The sequence below is a fragment of the Paraburkholderia acidiphila genome (assembly GCF_009789655.1).
Lineage (GTDB): Bacteria > Pseudomonadota > Gammaproteobacteria > Burkholderiales > Burkholderiaceae > Paraburkholderia > Paraburkholderia acidiphila.
In genome coordinates this window covers 60728-78958 of sequence record NZ_CP046912.1, presented here as the reverse complement: position 1 = coordinate 78958, position 18231 = coordinate 60728, and the positions used below count along the sequence as shown (strand labels likewise).

Here is an 18231-nt window from a genome sequence, read left to right as displayed (position 1 = left end):
ACGCGTGTTACGTATAGGCCATGAGCCTCATGACGGATACGCCATGCCCTTGCCTTTCCCAAGATGGAACACCCTCGAAGTGCCGATGGAGAACGGGTGGCAATGCACGCTTGTACCAGGCGGCCAATACCGCGAAGCGGTTTGGAGTCAACAAGGGACCACGATCAAGTCCTACCCGCTCAGAAGGCCGCGATGGGGATGGCCCGACGGCAGGGACGGAACCCTCTCTTCCCGACAGTCGTCGATGCGCACGCCCCGGTTCTGGAGCGACGAACACGAGCGCAAGCGCTGGGAGCACGATGAACTTGAACGTCAGCGAGATGAAGACCGGGGCGACTTCTACCGCTATTTCAAGCCGAAGGATGACCTGCGCACGATAACCGGTCAGCGTGGCCTGCAGACAATTCAGGAATATCTTTCCGATATTCTTGACTTCGCCCACTGGAACCTGCCACAGACCAACGACGATGTCCGGCGTGTTTTGTGCGATGTGGTGCGCAGCGGCCGTCTTGTGCCTTACATGGACAGGGAGTGGACGCAGCGCCCACGCGTGTTCCGGCTCACGCCAGCGCCTCAGTTCCGGCAGTCGGCAAGTGCATCGGGTGGGGGAAATGCGAACCGTCCATTGACATGGGATGAGTGGCTCGCGTTCAAGGCCGCACAGGAGGGCAAAGTGGCTGGAGCGGGGTCTGCCCTGCCTACGGCATTCGATGTGCCCTCGCAGGTAGCCAAAGCCGCTCCGGGGCTAATGCAAGGTGTGGGCAGTGCCGCGAGTACTAGCGAAGGAGATGGAGGCGCAGGATTCTTAGGGTTCGTTGAGTCGGCGGCAGGCGCTTTACTCGGCGGCGGTGGCAATGAGTCTGACGAAGTTGATAACGTATCGGATGTCTCAACACCACTAAGCGGCGCACCATCGTTCGACTATGGTGCCAATTTTTCAGCGATTAACATCACGGACTTGGCCGCGAGTGGAGTAAGCGAGGAACAAGAGGCTGAATGTTTCGGGGAGTTTGAAGAACGTTTAACCGAATGTGAGGCGTATAGTGCACTGAGCGGTGACCCTTACACCTACGTCTCTTGCAAGGCAAACGCTTTCAGGATTTATAATCAATGTCGGGGGTACTGATGGCACGAGAACCGAAAAGAAAGTCTTTCGTAATTTCATATATTGAAAGCGAAAAAAAGTTCGAGATCTTCACACTCGACGACTCCTTGATTGAGCCGCTCAAACGGACTACCGTCGTATCGGATTGGACGCTAGATCAAATTGGCCATGAAATTGGCGAGGACGCGGTGAGGCGTCTTGGCATTACCGCATTTGATGTACTCTCGATTTCTCATCCAACTCTGAAGCCGATGTTAAAGGTACGCCTTCCACGCCCAAATTTACCCAAGGACGACGAATCAATCCCGTAAAATTCGGCCAATGATTCCGCCGGCCAATCTGTGAGCAAGTACTTTTCCCATGTGTCGAGCACGCAATCAACCGCGTGCCGCCACAGTCCAATCTGGCCACTGAACCGCGCGGGTTACACCCCGTTATTTCCCCCAAGCGTCCTCAGACTCTTCCACTGCCCCTGCTGCACCTCGAAGAGCGTATACGGCGGCTTGATGAGGTCGCCGTGCGGATCGAATGCGATATTGCCCGTCACGCCCACCACCGTTACCTTCGGGAAGCTCGCGACGATCTTCGCGCGGTCGAGCGAGTCGGCATCGTGAATCGCCTTGATCATGGCGAGCGCGGCGTCATAGGCGAACGGCGCATACAGTTCGCCCCCAAGACGCATTGATCAGCGCACCATCCCCTCCGGCACTATCCGTTACAGCGGCCATCTTGTCGCCCATGCGGCTGCTTTCGGTGGACGAGAGAAACAGCCTGGTCCGACGATGGGCACAATCTTCAGTGCCATTCGATTCAACGTCGTGCAACCGTCGACATGGCACAAGGTCAGGCGTCACTACGCGTGTTACGTATAGGCCATGAGCCTCATGACGGATACGCCATGCCCTTGCCTTTCCCAAGATGGAACACCCTCGAAGTGCCGATGGAGAACGGGTGGCAATGCACGCTTGTACCAGGCGGCCAATACCGCGAAGCGGTTTGGAGTCAACAAGGGACCACGATCAAGTCCTACCCGCTCAGAAGGCCGCGATGGGGATGGCCCGACGGCAGGGACGGAACCCTCTCTTCCCGACAGTCGTAGATGCGCACGCCCCGGTTCTGGAGCGACGAACACGAGCGCAAGCGCTGGGAGCACGATGAACTTGAACGTCAGCGAGATGAAGACCGGGGCGACTTCTACCGCTATTTCAGGCCGAAGGATGACCTGCGCACGATAACCGGTCAGCGTGGCCTGCAGACAATTCAGGAATATCTTTCCGATATTCTTGACTTCGCCCACTGGAACCTGCCACAGACCAACGACGATGTCCGGCGTGTTTTGTGCGATGTGGTGCGCAGCGGCCGTCTTGTGCCTTACATGGACAGGGAGTGGACGCAGCGCCCACGCGTGTTCCGGCTCACGCCAGCGCCTCAGTTCCGGCAGTCGGCAAGTGCATCGGGTGGGGGAAATGCGAACCGTCCATTGACATGGGATGAGTGGCTCGCGTTCAAGGCCGCACAGGAGGGGAAGACGGCTGGCGCCGGGTCTTCCCTGCCTGAGACACTCGATGTGCCCTCACAGGTAACCAAAGCCGCTCCGGGACTGACGCAAGCAGCAAGCAGTGCCGCAAGTACTAGTGAAGGGGGTGGAGGATCCTTGGGGTTCGTTGAGTCGGCGGCAGGCGCATTGGTCGGCGTCGGTGAAGGCAATTTGGACGACGACGACACCGGAAGCGACGATGGCCGTACGTTTGGCGATGACCTGTTCAGTGCGAATTCAGGAGCCGACTCGACTCCGCTCGGCGACGCGCAGCCGTTTGAATATAACGACGATTGGAGCGGAAGCGATGCAACAGACTTCGCCGCACGCGGCGTCAGTGAAAACGATGAAGCAGAGTGCTTCGATCAGTATCAGCGCGATATGGACGAATGCACAGCATATCGAAGCGCGATGGGTGGACAGCGTTTTATCGACGCGTGCTCACAACGTGCCTTTCAGAACTATCAACAATGCAGAGGGTATTGATGGCTAATCATCCAGTAAAGCGGTGTGTTGTTGTAATGTGGTCCGAAGAAAAGCATGCGCTTGTGTCATACACGTTGGACGAGGAAAAAGTGCTTGCGGCGACTGCCCGACTCTTTCCGTTCGAATTGCCGGTCGCGGACTATAACGGCACGCTGGACGATGAATTCGCACGGCGTTTTGGCGGGGCAACGCTCAATCTTCTCGCCTTATCCAACCCCAGCCTGAAGCCTTATATCAAGGTCACACAAGCCGATGATTGAACGACGACATCAAGGAAAGCTGTGTGCAGTGCCGCGAAAAGTGGCGAAGGCGGTGGAATTTCAAGATTGGTTTGCGCCGTTGAGTGGGCGGCAGGCTCCATTGCCCCGCGTCAGCGCCGACGGTTCAGACGACAACACCAACGTCACAGACTTGCTTGATGATCGCGAATTGCGTTTCCATATCGTGCCTGTAGACCTTTCGGCGCACAGCCGCCAACACTGGCGGCTGCGTCACGTGCTCATGCGGATTACGACTTGGCAGGTGTCAATTCACAGCCGCTATTGTCGACGACTGAATTACATCATCGACGTTGGCTGCACCAGCGTACTGATGTTGAACCGGGCACTAGTTACACCCCGTTGTTGCCCCCAAGCGTCCTCAGGCTCTTCCACTGCCCTTGCTGCACCTCGAAGAGCGTATACGGCGGCTTGATGAGGTCGCCGTGCGGATCGAATGCGATATTGCCCGTCACGCCCACCACCGTTACCTTCGGGAAGCTCGCGACGATCTTCGCGCGGTCGAGCGAGTCGGCATCGTGAATCGCCTTGATCATGGCGAGCGCGGCGTCATAGGCGAACGGCGCATACAGTTCGACATCCTGATTGAAGCGCGCCTTGTAGCGCTTCGCGAACGCCTGCGCGGAAGGCAGCTTGTCGAGCGCCGGTCCCGGTTCGAGATCCTGCGTGCCCTCGCCCGCCGGGCCCGCGATCTGCAGGAAGGCATTGCTCTTCAATGCGCCCGCGCCGAAGAGCCGCGCCGGCATGCCGAGCGTGCGCATCTGCTTGGCCAGCATCGCGCCTTGTTCATCCAGGCCGCCAAAGAAGATCACGTCGACGTTCTTTTGCTTGAGCGACGTGAGGATGGCGCGGAAGTCCACCGCTTTGTCGTTGGTGAACTCGCGGTCGACGATATTGCCGTTGGCCTCCTTCGCGCCCTTCTCGAACGCGTCGGCGAGCCCCTGACCAAAGGCCGTGCGGTCGTCGATGATGCCGATGCGCTTCGCCTTCAACTGTTCGACTGCAAACTTTCCGGCGATCACGCCGCCGATGCCGTCGTTGCCCATGGTGCGAAACACGTTCGCATAGCCTTGCTGGGTCAGCGCCGGGTTGGTGGAGCCCGGCGTGATCATCGCGACGTTCGCATTGTGATAAACCGTCGAAGCGGGAATGCTGCAGCCCGAGTTGTAGTGGCCGATCACGCCGACCACGCCGTCGTCCACGAGTTTTTGCGCCACCTGCACCGCCACGTGCGGGTCGGCCTGATCGTCCTGCACCTCGAGCACGTACTTGACCGGTTTGCCCCCAATCATCGGGTGTTTGGCGTTCTCCTCGTCGATTGCGAGTTGCGCGCCGTACTGCAAGTCCTTGCCGACACGCGCCACCGGGCCCGTGAGCGGACCCGCGAAGCCGATCTTCACAACCTCGGGGTCGGCCGCCTGCGCGGGGCCGTGCAAGCCCATCAGCCCGAGGGCCATCGTTAGTACGAGAGTGCGGCGGTTCATGATGCTCATCCTCGCTGGGAGATTGTTGCGGTGGGTGTTACGTGGTTATGGGCGCCATGTGGCTGGAAAGTACCTGAAAACACGCTTAAAAACGACGCGGACTATAAGGCGCGAGATCGAGGGCAGGCGCGCGTTGCGCAACAAGATCCGCAACCACGCTGCCCGTCACGCCGCCGAGCGTCACGCCGAGATGCTGGTGCCCGAACGCGTAGATCACGCGCGGCGAGCGGCTCGACGCGCCCACCACGGGCAGCGCGTCGGGCAGGCTCGGCCTGAAGCCAAGCCAGTCGCTGTCCGGCTCCGGCAACCCGGGCAGCGCCTCCTGCGCGGAGCGCGTCAACAGCCGCAGCAGGTCCGCGTTCTTGCCCGCGCCGTTGGCCGCCAGCTCGACCGTGCCCGCTGCGCGAATGCCGCCGTCCATCGGCGTCATGTAGAAACCGCGCTCGGCCCAGCCGCACGGCCGCGAAATTCGGTTAGCGGTGCCAGGAAAGCGCACGTGATAGCCACGCTCCACACCTAGCGGCAGTGCGTCGCCGCATTGGCGCGCGAGACGCCCCGAAAGCGCGCCGGCGCACACAATGGCCTGTTCGGCGTCATGCACCTTGCCCGCCGAATCGATCAGCTTCACCGCGCTGGCCGCAGGCTCCAGCGTCTCGACGGCCACACGCTGGTGCACGAGGCCGCGCTGCGTCAACATCGCATGCAAGGCCTGAAGAAAGCCGCGCGGATCGCTCAGGAACCAGCTGCCCTTGAAGAGCGTGCCTTGCGCGAACAGCGGCGCGAGGCCCGGCTCCAGTTGTGCGATTTCGCTGCGCGCGAGCGTGTCGAACTGCACGCCTAGCGAGCGCCTCAGATCGAGCGCCGGCTGCGCGGCCTTGAACGATGCCGCGCTCGAGTACAGGTAGAGACACTCGCGTTCGCGCACGAAGGCCGCGAGTGTGTCGACGGCGAGCATGTCCCGGTAGCCGTCGAATGCACGCGAGAGCAGTTGTGCAAGCGCATTCACGCTGCCCTTGTAGCGGCGCGGCGTGGCGCTCAGCAGAAAGCGCGCGAGCCACGGCGAGAGCGCCGGCACGTCGCCCCAGCGAATGCGCAGCGGGCTCGTCGGCGAAAACAGATAGCGCGGGATGTTGCGAAACACGTCGGGGTTATTCACGGGAATGCACGCGTAGTTCGCGAACGTGCCCGCGTTGCCGTAGGAGGCGCCCTCGCCGGGTCCTTGCGCGTCGTACAGCGTCACGCTGTGCCCGTCGCGCATGAGCCAGTACGCACACGACAGCCCCACGAACCCCGCGCCGATGACAGCCACTTGCGCCATTACTTCTTCCAGTTGGTTGCGGGCTCACGGAAATCTTCCACGTGAGTCTTCTTGCGCGTCAGCATGTAAGCCGCCGACACCACCGCCACGCTCGCGAGGCTCGCCATGAGCTGACCCGAGAGTGCATGGTCGAAGCCCATCGCGCAGAGCACGCCGGCGATGGCCGCCACCACGGCCCACGAAAGCCAGGGAAAGAGCCACATCTTGAACGTGAGCCGTTCGGGCTCGGTTGCCTCGAGGCGGCGGCGAATCACGATCTGCGAGACGGCGATGGAGAGATACACGAACAGCATCACCGCGCCCGACGCACTGACGAGATAGAGGAACACGCCCTGCGGCGAAACGATCGCCGCCACGATGGCCACGTAGCCGACGATGCTGCTCGCAAGCACGGCCAGACGCGGCACGCGGCTCTTCGAAAGCGTGAGCAACGCACGCGGCGCGTCGCGGCGTTCGGCCAGCCGGAACACGATGCGCGAGGACACATAGAGCCCGGAGTTCAGCGCCGAGAGCACGGCCACGAGGACGATTGCATTCATGATGTCCGCGGCGCCCGGAATATGCATGGTTTCAAGCGCGGCGACGAACGGCGAGTAGCCCACCTTGATGCTCGCCCACGGCACGATGCACGCGATCACGAAAAGCGAGCCGACGTAGAACGTAATCACGCGCAGGATCACCGAGCGTGTCATCGAAGCGACGTTGCGGCCCGGATCGTCGGATTCGGCCGCGGCGATGGTCGCGATCTCCGCGCCGCCCACGGCGAAGATCACGGTAGGCACACCGGCGAAGATCGACATCGCGCCGAACGGCATGAAGCCGTGGTCGCCGCTCAGGTTGTGCACGGTCTGGTGCCACGAGCTGAAGCCGAACAGATAGCTCGCGCCCACCACGATAAACACGATGATCGCCGCGACCTTGATCGACGCGAACCAGTACTCGAATTCTCCATACGATTTCACCGAGAGCAGGTTCACGACCGTCATGAACGAGAGCAGCGCGAGCCCGATCACCCAGACCGGGGCGGGAATCCAGCGCTGCAGGATGCCCGCGCCCGCCACCGCCTCCACGGCGACCACGATCACCCAGAAGTACCAGTAGAGCCAGCCGTTCGTGAAGCCGGCCCAGTCGCCAAGACCAATGCGCGTGAACTCCGTGAACGAGCCCACGCCTGGATGCGCGAGCGCCATCTCGCCGAGCATGCGCATGACGAACAGCACGACGATGCCCGCCAGCAAGTAGCTCAGGCAGGCAGCGGGCCCCATCGCGTTGATGGTGGCGCTGCTGCCGACGAACAGCCCCGCGCCGATGATGCCGCCGAGCGAAATCATCGTGACGTGCCGCTTGCGCAGCGAATGCCCGAGGGGTGTGGATGTTCCGCCTGAAGCGGGTGTGGATTGCCGGGTTGCCACGAGCCTGTCCTCCTGTAATACAGTGCGTGTTGCGCCGAACTGCTGGCCGAACAAAACCTTGGATTCATACTCACACAATAATTTTTTGTGTGCAATTGAAAAGTCTTTGTGTGGAGACCAGGAATTTCCCTGGCAAATGACGTTACGGCCTACGGTATAAGCCGCTAAACTCTTGCCAGTTATCGTACTTTTGGGTTAAAGATGCGGTAACGGCACGGGCAACCTGTGCCAGTGCAGCACGGTGATGTGGCAGACGATCGAGTTTTGTATGGAGCTACTACTTGCATGAAAGCCGACGATTACCAGACAAAAACGGATGACAATATCCAGACAAAAGGTCGTCAAGCCACGTATCTGGAGGTCTCCCGCAATCTCGAGGAACAGGTGCGCAGCGGTCAGTACCCGCCTGGCAGCCGCTTGCCGCCGCAGCGCGATCTGGCCGTGGAGCTTGGCATCAACGTCTCGACCGTTTCGCGCGCGTACAAGGAGTTGCAGGCGCGCGGGCTGATCGTCGCGAGCAAGCGGCGCGGCTCGATCGTCACCGGCGGCGCCATGCCGGCCGTCGGCGCCGCGGCGCAGCGAAGCGCGGACACGAGCGGCGCGCAAGCGAGCGGCGTGGTGGACCTCACCGTCAACCGCCCGGCGACGGGCGAATTCCTCGCGCAGCTCGCCCGCACGATGGCGCAGATTTCGCGCGATCCGCGCTTTGCGGAAACCCAGGAATATCAGCCGCCCCAAGGCGCCGAATGGGCGCGTGCGGCGGGCACGCAATGGATCGCCGCGCCCGGGTTCACGCCTTCGCCCGAGAATCTCGTCGTGACGAGCGGCGCGCAGCACGGCCTCTATGCGGTCCTGAGCAGCCTCATGGGACACGAAGGCGTGATCCTCTCCGACAAGCTGACCTATTACGGCCTGAAAGCGCTTGCACCCGTGTTCCAGTTCGAACTGGTCGGTATCCCGAGCGATGCCGAAGGCCTCCTGCCCGATCAGCTGGAAGACGCCTGCCGCCGCATGCCGGTGAAGGCGATCTTCACCGTGCCGAACCTGCAGAACCCGAGCGTGGTGACGATGAGCCTCGAGCGGCGCCTCGCGCTCGTGGAGATCGCACGGCGCCATCATGTCGCGATCATCGAGGACGACGTGTACGGCCCGCTGCTGCGCAAACGCCTGCCGACCATCGCGAGCCTGTGTCCCGAACTGACCTTTCACGTGGCATCCACCTCGAAGGTGCTCGCGCCGGGGTTGCGCATCGGCTATTTGCTCACGCCGCCGCATGGCGCGGCGCTGGCTGCCGAAGCCGTGCGCACGACAGCGTGGATGCCCGCGCCGCTCACCACGCTCATCACCACGCGCTGGATCGAGGACGGCACCGCGCAGCTCATCCTCGAAGCGCAGCGTGCGGAACTGCAGGCACGCCAGGAACTCGCGCTCGAGATCTTGCCGCGCGATCTCGTCAACAGCGACCCGGCGTGCATGTTCGTCTGGTTGCGCGTGCCGGCGCCGTGGCGCTCCGACGATTTCGCCGCCAACGCCCTGGCGCGCGGCGTGAACACCATGCCCGCTTCGGCGTTCGCCGTGGACCGCTCGACGCTCGAGCACGGCGTGCGCATCAATCTCGCGTGTGCAACCTCGCGGGAGCAACTGGCGCGCGCACTGAAGGTCCTCGCGCGCACGCTGCAGGACCGGCCGCGCGCGCTCTTCGGCACGATCTGAGGCGCACTCGTATTTTCCCCAGTGCGTTGGCGTCGATGGGCTCGCGTCTCGCGCGAGCCTTCCCATATCCGCACGACCATCCGCAATTTCTTCCGCTGCGGGTGGTCTTCCCGTCGTTTGAATCGGTCATAACGTCCGCGATGTTAGGCAACGACATGGCACGCCATGCGCTGGCTGGTGGACTTTGCATCCATCTGCACGGCGTGCGCACACATTGGACTAGCAGGAAGCCAATGAGGTACTAGAATGCATTGGTGCAGTCGATGCAATGGCGGTCTGTTCGGCAGGAACGTTCGGCAGTTTTGATGTTTCGCGTTCGTCATTGGAGGCATGCTCATGACGTGCCTGAACGAAAAGATTGTCGGTGCAGCCTTTTTTATGCTGAGCGGTTATGCGTTCGCTCAGAGCACCGGCTTGAACGCTCCCGAAACCATGACGGTCGCCAATATTCCGTCCATGCCTATGGAAGTGGTTCCAGCGCTGCCACCGGAACCCCAGGCGTACCTGCACCGGTACGAAATGGAATATCAGGCAAATCAGCCAAAGCCGTTTTACGCGCAAGTCGAAAGTTTTTATAGCGCGCCGGTGGCGCAGGACAAATACCATTACGACTTCGTGAAGTCCGCGCCCGGAAGCCATTACGAAGCGCAGGCTGCGCGGCCCACGGCCGGTTATCTGCAGATGGGCCCTTCCACAGCGCCCCAGATCTCGATTCTTCAGGTGCAGGACAGCACACTGAACATCGGCGCGCAACCTCAGCGCAGGCTCTCTCTGACCGTCGACGAATGGGTGTTTTCCGCCACCGCGCGCGTCGCTATTCTTCATTCGCATAGCACGGGCGCAACGGTTACGGTTCGGCGTGGTTTCTGAGCGCGCGTATTTTAGTTATCTGGCGAATTGGGCAATGCGCTTAAGGCGGCGTAGCAATCCCGAAACCGGATGAATCGTTAATCGCATCGACACGCTCATAGGCCATTTCAGGAACGGCGCATGCTGCAAGGCATCGCGTGCTGAACCCCGCCTTGCCCGATGAATCCACCGAACACGACCGAGACGACCGATCAACCCGCCATCATCGAAACCACGTTGCCCGCGCGCCTCGACCGCTTGCCCTGGGGCCGCTTTCACGTGCTCATCGTCGTGGCGCTGGGCGTCACCTGGCTGCTCGACGGTCTCGAAGTCACGCTGGCCGGTGCGGTAGCGAGTGCGCTAAAAACGAGCCCGGTGCTGCATCTGGACAACGCGCAGGTGGGGCTCGCCGGCAGCGCCTATATTGCGGGCGCCGTGTGCGGCGCGCTCGGCTTCGGCTGGCTCACGGACCGGCTGGGCCGCCGCAAGCTCTTCTTCATCACGCTCGCCGTGTATCTGCTTGCCACCGCCGCCACGGCGTTCTCGTGGAGCTTCGCGAGTTTCGTCGCCTTTCGCGCGATCACGGGCGCGGGCATCGGCGGCGAGTACGCAGCCATCAATTCGACAATCCAGGAGTTCACGCCTGCGCGCGTGCGCGGCTGGACCGACCTCAGCATCAACGGCACGTTCTGGGTAGGCGCGGGCATTGGCGCGGCGGGTTCGCTCGTGCTGCTCGACCCGCGCCTGCTGCCCGCGGACTGGGGCTGGCGCGCGTGTTTCTTTATCGGCGCGGTGCTCGCGCTCATCATCTTGCCCATGCGCCGCTGGATTCCCGAAAGTCCGCGCTGGCTCCTTACCCACGGCGAGCATGACGAAGCGAAGCGGATCGTAAAGGACATCGAAACGCGCTTTCGCGATGCGGGCCACACGCTGGACGATCCGCCCAACGACCCGCTGCGTCTGCATGCACGCAGTCACACGCCGCTGCGGGCGGTGTTCCACGCTATTTTCGTGCGGCACCGCCGCCGCGCGCTGGTGGGACTTTCGCTCATGACGGCCCAGGCGTTTTTCTACAACGCCATTTTCTTTACCTACGCGCTCGTGCTCACGGAGTTCTATCACGTGCCGGGCGGCGACGTGGGCCTCTACCTGCTGCCGTTCGCACTCGGCAACTTCCTCGGGCCGCTCGTGCTGGGGCGTCTGTTCGACGTGATTGGCCGGCGCACGATGATCGCCGCGACCTATGCACTCTCAGGCGTGCTGCTCACCGTGAGCGGGTGGCTCTTCGAGCAGGGCATGCTCACGGCGGCAATGCAAACCGGGGCGTGGATGGTGATTTTCTTTTTCGCCTCGGCGGCCGCGAGTTCCGCCTATTTGACTGTGAGCGAATCGTTCCCGCTGGAGATTCGGGCGCTTGCGATCGCTGTGTTCTATGCGTTCGGCACGGCGCTCGGCGGCATTATCGGTCCGGCATTCTTCGGACGACTGATCGATACGCACCAACGCAGTGAGGTGTTCACGGGCTATGTCGTGGGATCGGCGCTCATGCTCGGCGCGGCGCTAGTCGCCGCGATCTGGGGCGTGGATGCGGAGCGCAAGTCGCTCGAGCATGTGGCCGCGCCGCTTTCGGCTGTGGAAGAGGAGTGAGGCGGCAAGACTTCGAATGCGACGCGCCTCGACGATTTCAGATCTCACCTTCTGTGTCATGAATGACCGCTTACCATCGCGCGGACAAACTGTTCACTAACGCACGTTACGCCGCATTATTTCATTGCCTCGCCAAACTTCACAACAATACTTGAAGGCATTCGCTATTCGTCATGGACCCGGCCAACGGCATCCTCGCCGCCTGGAAAGATCTCGAATGGTTGCGTTTCGCGGTCATTAGTTTCCTTGCCCTCTTTTTGACTGGCATTGTCTTCTATCTCGCCACGCATCCGGAAACGACTGTCGGCCTGCAAACGATAGTCACGCTGCTGGGCACGGCGCTCGGCTGGCTGGTCGGCACAAAGGGATCGGGGACCAAAACACGCACCTGATTTCCGTCCCACTGCGCGCTCCGAACCAACAGCGAAAAATCTTCGATGACCGCGTTACTTAGCATTCCAATATAATTACCGGCGCGGGATTTTCACTGATCTCGATACGTACACGATCAAGTATCCGCTCTTCACGGCGCGCTATCATGCGTCCTCGCCGTCCGCCCTTCTCCGAATCATGAATATCCGCTTTCTCGAAACATTCATCTGGCTCGCGCGCCTGCAGAATTTCCGCCTCACCGCGGAGAAGCTTCATACCACGCAGGCGGCGGTGTCGAGCCGCATCGCTTCGCTTGAGGAAAGCTTCGACGTGCGCCTGTTCGATCGCAACTCGCGCTCGGCCACGCTCACGCCCGCGGGCCGCAAGATGCTCGCGTACGCCGAGCGCATTGTGAGTCTCGGCGAGGAGATGCGCCGCGAAGTCGAGGATGCCAGCGGCGGCGGCGGCCTCATTCGCATCGGCGTGGTCGAGTCGATCGTGCATAGCTGGTTTCCCGCGTTGATGGCGCGCGTGCGCGAACGCTTTGCGCATCTTGAGATCGAGGTCACGAGCGACACCACGATCCACCTCACGCAATTGCTGCGCGCCGACGCCGTCGATCTGATCCTGCAAACGCACGCGCTGGGCGATCGCGAGTTCGCCGACCTGCCGCTGTGCGAGTTCCCCATGCGCTGGGTGGCAAGCCCCACGCTCAGGCTTTCGGGCCAACGCGTCGATCTTGCGCGGCTCGCCGAATTTCCCATCGTCAGCTTCTCGCGCAATTCGGGACCGCATATCGCGCTCGAACGAGAGTTCGCACGCGCGGTGGAGCGCCCGGTGCGCATCAACTGCATCAGTTCGGTGGCGGCGATGATCCGCCTCGTGGCCGACGGCTTCGGCGTGGCGGTGCTGCCGCCCGCCATCATCCAGCGCGAGCTGCGCGAGGGCGCGCTCGAAGTGCTCGACGTGGAAAGCGGCTTCGTACCGCTGCCGCTCGTGGCGAGCTACCGTCTGCAGAGCCAGCCGCTGCCCGCGCGTATCGCCGAGCTGGCTGCCGAACAGGCACAGGCGTTCGTGCTCGCTTTGGGGCCGGAACTCGATGGCACAACGCTGGCCGCATCCGCAAGCACCGCGCGCCGCCCGAAAGCTCCGGCTCGCGCGGCTGCGGTTGCAAAACCCGCGGCGAAAACCGCGCGCCAGCGCCCGGCAAAACCGGCCCGCGCCGCCAGCGACAAAAACAAGCGATAAAAAAACCTGTTCACTGCGTATTTTTTTTCTTGTTGGACCGAAGCGGCCCGTGCTCGCCAAACTGCGTCTATCCGATACAACGTATGCGCAGGAATAACCGATGAGCACGACACCGAACGCCCAGCCCGGCCAGCTTTGCATCTGGACCGACACCGACCCGCACGCCGAAGCCGACTTCAACGCCTGGTACGACCGCGAACACATGCAGGAGCGCGTGGGCATTCGCGGCTTTCGCCATGCGCGCCGCTTCCTCGCCAACGACGGCAGCTCACGCCGTTATCTCGCGCTCTACGTGACGGAATCGCTCGACGTATTCCGCAGCGACGCCTACCGCCAGGCCTTCACCGTCCAAACCGACTGGTCGCTGCGCAACTTCGCGCGCATGAGCGACACGCAGCGCCGCGTGGGCGAGCTTGCCTTCGAAGCGGGCGAAGGCGAAGGCGCGCACGTCGCGATCTTCGTGGCGCCGCCGCAAACGCTCGCCGCCGCAGGCTGGCGAGACGAAGCGGAAGACGTCACGCATCAGGCGGGCGTCCACGCGGTGCGCGTGTTCCGCACCGAGGGCACGCTCTCCGCGCCGCTCGCGACCGGAAGCGATACGGACACGGCGCGCGCCGTGCAGGAAGATGCGGTCGTGTTCGTGGAAGGCAGTTCGAACGCCGCGGCGCGCGCCGCCGCCGAACAACTCGCGCAGGCCGCAGGCGTGGCGAGCGAATCGGTGCGCAGCTTCGACATGCTCTGGCGCCTCGCGGCGTGACGCGGCACAGGCCGCAAACGCTTCACGCCCGCCCAACGACTATGGAGACCCCGATGAACTCTCTCGCCCAGGCTTCGACGATCGGCCGCACCCGCGCCGGACGCGGCCGTCTCGCGAGTGCCAGCATGATCGGCACGTCGCTCGAATGGTATGACTTCACCGTCTACAACACGCTCGCCGCGCTGGTCTTCAATCATCTGTTCTTTCCTTCGGTCGATCCGCTCGCGGGCACGCTGCTCGCGTTCTCGACCTATGCCGTGGGCTACGTGTCGCGGCCGCTCGGCGGCTTCATCTTCGGCAATCTCGGCGACCGCATGGGCCGCCGCGCCGTGCTCATGCTCACGCTCGTGCTCATGGGCATCACCACCGCACTGATGGGCGTGCTGCCCACCTATGCCACGGCCGGCATCCTGAGCCCCATGCTGCTCGTCGCACTGCGCTTCGTGCAGGGCATCGCGCTCGGCGGCGAATGGGCGGGTGCGGTGCTGCTCGCGGTGGAACACGGTGACCAGAAAAAGCGCGGCCTGAACGCCTCGTGGGCGCAAGTCGGCCCCTCGTTCGGCACGCTGCTCGGCACGGGCTTCATCGCCGTCATCACGATTTCCGTGTCGGCCGATGCGTTCCTCTCGTGGGGCTGGCGCGTGCCGTTCCTCGCGAGCCTGCTGCTCGTGCTCTTCGGCATCTGGGTGCGCAGCAGCGTCGGCGAAACGCCGCAGTTCGAAAAGCTCAACGAAGCGCACGCCACTGCCGAAGTGCCCGTGCTCGAAGTGTTCTCGCAGCACTGGCGGCGCCTCATCGTGGCGGGCGGCGCGCGCATTGGCTCCGACGTGCTGTACGCGCTGCTCGTCGTGTTCACGCTCACCTATGTGACTACGGTGCTCAACCTCTCGCGCTCGCTCGCACTGACTGCCGTGCTCGCGGGCACTGCCTGCAACGCCCTTGCCGTGCCGTTCTTCGGCGCGCTCTCCGACCGCTTCGGACGGCGTCCCGTGTACCTTGGCGGCGTGATCGCGGCCATTGTCTGGGCGTTCGGCTTCTTCATGCTGATGAACACCTCGCAGCCCGCGCTGATCGTGCTCGCCGTAATGGTCGGCCTCGTGATTCACGCCGTGATGTACGGCCCGCAAGCCGCCTTCGTCACCGAGCAGTTCCCGACCCGCGTGCGTTATGCCGGCGCCTCGCTCGCCTATACGCTCGCCGGGATTCTCGGCGGCGGCTTCGCACCGCTCATCATCGTCGCGCTGTTTCGCAGCTGGCACAGCACGACAGCCGTCTCGCTCTACGTGAGCGGCGCCCTGATCGTGACCGGCATCGCGCTGATCGCCGCACGCGAAACCGCGCATCGCCCGCTGCAGGACTGACCTCTGCTTTTCCTCTCGGCGCGCGAGCACGTGCGCCGGGTGCGTCTTCCCCCTTTCGAACTGCCATCATGACCACGCTTTCCTTCACCGTCCTTCCTGCCGGCGGCGCAGCCACGCCGCTCTCGCTCGACATCGACACGCTCGTGATCGCCGGCTGGGCCGGCCGCGACGCTCACGCGATCCAGCATCACATCGACGAACTCGCCGCGCTCGGCGTGGCGCCGCCTTCGAGCACGCCGCTTTTCTACCGCGTGGGCGCGGAGCAACTGAACCAGGCCGAAACCGTGGACGTGCTCGGCACTCACACGAGCGGCGAGATCGAGTGCGTGCTCGTGGCGAGCCCGCTTGGCACGCTCGTGACGATCGGCTCCGATCACACCGACCGCAAGGCGGAGGCGTACAGCGTGGCGGTCTCCAAGCAGGTGTGCCCCAAGCCGCTGGGCCGCGAGGCGTGGCGCTACGAGGACGTGGAAGGCCACTGGGACCGGCTGACGATGCGCGCCACGCTCGTCGCCGCGAATGGCGAAACACGCGCCTACCAGAGCGGCGCCGTGGACGGCCTGCTGCCGCCCGCCGACCTGTGGCGGCGCTTTACGGAAACGGGCGCATTGCCGCCGGGCAGCGCGATGTACAGCGGCACGCTTGCAGTCAATGGCGAGATGGCGGCGATGGAGTCGGGCGACGCGTTCGAACTCGAATTGCACGACCCGGTGCTCGAACGCAGCCTGCGGGCACGTTATGCGGTTCGTGCGCTGCCTGTTGTGGCCTAAACGGTTGCCTAAACGGTTGCCTAAGCAGGGCCTAAGCGCTCCCCCTTTCCCCGTACACGCGCAACGAACCCCATGTCATTCCTTCCTGTCACGCCCCTTTCCCGACTCGCCGCCGACCTCGACGCGGCCCGCACGACGAGCCGAGCGCTCGTGGAAACCGCACTCGCGCGCATTGCCGCAGACGGCGGCAACGGCGGCCACGCGTTCATTGCCCTCGACGCCGAACGCACGCGGCGCGAAGCCGACGCCCAGGATACGCTGCGCCGCGCGGGCGTACGGCTCTCCCCCCTCGCTGGCCTGCCGGTCTCCATCAAGGACCTGTTCGACGTGGCGGGCGAGCCCACGCGTGCGGGTTCGCGCGTACTCGACGACGCCCCGCCCGCCGCCTTCGACGCCCCCGCCGTGGCCCGCCTGCGCCGCGCCGGGGCCGTCCCGCTCGGGCGCACCAACATGAGCGAATTCGCGTTCTCGGGGCTCGGCCTGAACCCGTGGCGCGGTACGCCGCGCTCGCCTTGGCGCGACGGCGACGGGGCACGCGTGGCGGGCGGCTCCTCGTCAGGCGCGGCGGCTTCCGTGGCGGGCGGCATGGCCGCGGCCGGCCTTGGGAGTGACACGGGCGGCTCCTTGCGCATTCCCGCTGCGTTCTGCGGCCTCACCGGCTTCAAACCTACGGCCCGGCGCGTACCGACGGACGGCGTCTTCCCGCTCTCGACCACGCTCGACTCGATTGGCGCCATCGCCCCGAGCGTGGCATGCTGCGCGCTCGTGGACCGCGTGCTCGCGGGCCTGCCGACGGACGGCGACGCGGCGCGCGTGCGCCCTGTCGAGCCCAAGGGCCTGCGTCTCGCCGTGCTGTCGAACTACGTGATCGAAGGCATGGACGCGCATGTCGCGCGCAGGTGGGAAACCACGCTCACGCACCTCTCGCGTGCGGGCGCGCAGATCACCCCGCTGCCCCTGCCGCTGCTGCAGACGCTGCCCGCCATCAACCGCTTCGGCTTCTCGCCGATCGAGGCCTTTGCCACGCACCGCAGCCGCCTGCCTGCGCAAGCGCAGCGCTACGACCCGCGCGTGCTCGCACGTATTCGCCTGGGCGAAACGGCGAGCGCCGCCGACTACATCGACCTGCTCGCCGCGCGCGCCGCCGCCATCGCACAGGCGCGCGCCGCGCTCGCGGGCTTCGATGCCTTCCTCATGCCGACCGTGCCCATCGTGCCGCCGGCCATCGCGGCGCTCGAAGCCGACCCGGCGCACTTCGCGGCCACGAACGCGCTCGTGCTGCGCAATCCTTCGGTGGTGAACTTCCTCGACGGCTGTGCGGTGTCGCTGCCGTGCGCGCCGCGCGGCGAGGCGCCCGTGGGCTTGAGCGTGGCGGGACTCGCCGAAAGCGACGCGCACCTGCTGAACGTGGCCGCCGCCATCGAAAGCGTGCTGCGCGGCGCGAACGGGGCCTGATGCGTCTCACTCCGATCGGCTAAGATACGGCTCCCCACCGCCATTTATCCAACCAACGGAGTGTTTTCAGTGATTCAGGCCATTCAACCGGGCGCCGTCTTCAAGGACAATCTCGCACTGCTGCCGGGCATCGACGGCATCGAGCGCATCGATCTCGTGGACGCTCAGGGCAACGTTACCGCGAGCATCGAGAACAAGCCCGGCAAGCAGGGGTCGCTCGCGGTCTACCACTATCTGCGCGAAGCCTTCGGCACGCTCGACGCCAACGCCGCCGAGCATGGCCTCGCCGTGTTCGCCGAGCACACCGCCGACGCGCGCAACCGTCCGGGCGCGCACCCGAACGTCGATCGTCTGCTGGAAATCGCCGCGGGCGGCCCGGCGCTGCGTATCGACGTGATCGCCGCAGCCTGAGCGTTGCCTCAAGAGGCGTGCCGAACGG

17 protein-coding genes and 1 pseudogene are annotated in these 18231 nt (G+C 63.9%); 14 read left to right on the top strand and 4 right to left on the bottom strand.

Annotated features, from left to right (window positions below; translation table 11 throughout):
- Positions 1-244 precede the first annotated feature (244 nt).
- On the top strand, positions 245-1126 hold the full coding sequence (locus tag FAZ97_RS30630) for a hypothetical protein (RefSeq protein ID WP_158762541.1): 882 nt from the start codon (positions 245-247) through the stop codon (positions 1124-1126).
- The gene (locus FAZ97_RS30625; RefSeq protein ID WP_233271980.1) at positions 1111-1416 is read left to right on the top strand and encodes a hypothetical protein; all 306 of its coding nucleotides are present in this window, start codon (positions 1111-1113) and stop codon (positions 1414-1416) included. Before FAZ97_RS30630 ends, FAZ97_RS30625 begins: the two co-directional genes overlap by 16 nt.
- A gap of 113 nt (positions 1417-1529) precedes the next feature.
- On the opposite strand, the pseudogene FAZ97_RS30620 reads toward FAZ97_RS30625, so the two are convergent.
- Positions 1530-1772, bottom strand: a pseudogene (locus FAZ97_RS30620) (branched-chain amino acid ABC transporter substrate-binding protein); the annotation flags it as partial.
- A gap of 432 nt (positions 1773-2204) precedes the next feature.
- On the opposite strand from FAZ97_RS30620, the gene FAZ97_RS30615 reads away from it, so the two are divergent.
- A complete protein-coding gene (locus FAZ97_RS30615) occupies positions 2205-3128 on the top strand; it encodes a hypothetical protein (RefSeq protein WP_158762540.1) in 924 nt (307 codons plus the stop codon).
- A gap of 35 nt (positions 3129-3163) precedes the next feature.
- Positions 3164-3388: a hypothetical protein gene (locus FAZ97_RS30610; protein ID WP_158762539.1), complete on the top strand. Its 225-nt coding sequence runs from the start codon at positions 3164-3166 to the stop codon at positions 3386-3388.
- Positions 3389-3738: 350 nt separating this feature from the next.
- Here the strand turns inward: FAZ97_RS30610 and FAZ97_RS30605 are convergent, their stop codons facing one another.
- From FAZ97_RS30605 to FAZ97_RS30595, 3 genes are all read right to left on the bottom strand, one after another.
- Positions 3739-4890, bottom strand: a complete 1152-nt coding sequence (locus FAZ97_RS30605) for a branched-chain amino acid ABC transporter substrate-binding protein (RefSeq protein WP_158762538.1) — start codon at positions 4888-4890, stop codon at positions 3739-3741.
- 85 nt (positions 4891-4975) lie between these two features.
- A complete protein-coding gene (locus tag FAZ97_RS30600) occupies positions 4976-6208 on the bottom strand; it encodes an NAD(P)/FAD-dependent oxidoreductase (RefSeq protein WP_158762537.1) in 1233 nt (410 codons plus the stop codon).
- Positions 6208-7539 (bottom strand): amino acid permease, encoded by a 1332-nt coding sequence (locus tag FAZ97_RS30595; protein WP_158763328.1) that lies wholly within the window; start codon positions 7537-7539, stop codon positions 6208-6210. The genes FAZ97_RS30600 and FAZ97_RS30595 overlap by 1 nt, the downstream gene beginning before the upstream one ends.
- A gap of 366 nt (positions 7540-7905) precedes the next feature.
- Here FAZ97_RS30595 and FAZ97_RS30590 point away from each other — a divergent pair, with 366 nt between their 5' ends.
- From FAZ97_RS30590 to FAZ97_RS30545, 10 genes are all read left to right on the top strand, one after another.
- Positions 7906-9333 (top strand): aminotransferase-like domain-containing protein, encoded by a 1428-nt coding sequence (locus tag FAZ97_RS30590; RefSeq protein ID WP_158762536.1) that lies wholly within the window; start codon positions 7906-7908, stop codon positions 9331-9333.
- Positions 9334-9669: 336 nt separating this feature from the next.
- Positions 9670-10203, top strand: coding sequence for a hypothetical protein (locus FAZ97_RS30585; RefSeq protein ID WP_158762535.1), 534 nt, complete (start codon positions 9670-9672; stop codon positions 10201-10203).
- Positions 10204-10362: 159 nt separating this feature from the next.
- Entirely contained in the window at positions 10363-11829 is a 1467-nt protein-coding gene (locus tag FAZ97_RS30580) for an MFS transporter (protein ID WP_158762534.1), read from the top strand.
- Between the two features lie 173 nt (positions 11830-12002).
- Entirely contained in the window at positions 12003-12221 is a 219-nt protein-coding gene (locus FAZ97_RS30575) for a hypothetical protein (protein ID WP_158762533.1), read from the top strand.
- A gap of 178 nt (positions 12222-12399) precedes the next feature.
- Positions 12400-13449: a LysR family transcriptional regulator gene (locus FAZ97_RS30570; protein ID WP_158762532.1), complete on the top strand. Its 1050-nt coding sequence runs from the start codon at positions 12400-12402 to the stop codon at positions 13447-13449.
- 100 nt (positions 13450-13549) lie between these two features.
- Positions 13550-14206, top strand: coding sequence for a DUF4286 family protein (locus FAZ97_RS30565; protein ID WP_158762531.1), 657 nt, complete (start codon positions 13550-13552; stop codon positions 14204-14206).
- A gap of 53 nt (positions 14207-14259) precedes the next feature.
- A complete protein-coding gene (locus FAZ97_RS30560; protein ID WP_407671939.1) occupies positions 14260-15567 on the top strand; it encodes an MFS transporter in 1308 nt (435 codons plus the stop codon).
- 68 nt (positions 15568-15635) lie between these two features.
- The gene (locus tag FAZ97_RS30555) at positions 15636-16337 is read left to right on the top strand and encodes a DUF2848 domain-containing protein (RefSeq protein ID WP_158762529.1); all 702 of its coding nucleotides are present in this window, start codon (positions 15636-15638) and stop codon (positions 16335-16337) included.
- Positions 16338-16409: 72 nt separating this feature from the next.
- Positions 16410-17792: an amidase gene (locus FAZ97_RS30550; RefSeq protein WP_158762528.1), complete on the top strand. Its 1383-nt coding sequence runs from the start codon at positions 16410-16412 to the stop codon at positions 17790-17792.
- A gap of 72 nt (positions 17793-17864) precedes the next feature.
- Complete coding sequence (locus tag FAZ97_RS30545) at positions 17865-18203, top strand: DUF2322 family protein (protein WP_199272233.1); 339 nt, start codon at positions 17865-17867, stop codon at positions 18201-18203.
- Positions 18204-18231 lie beyond the last annotated feature (28 nt).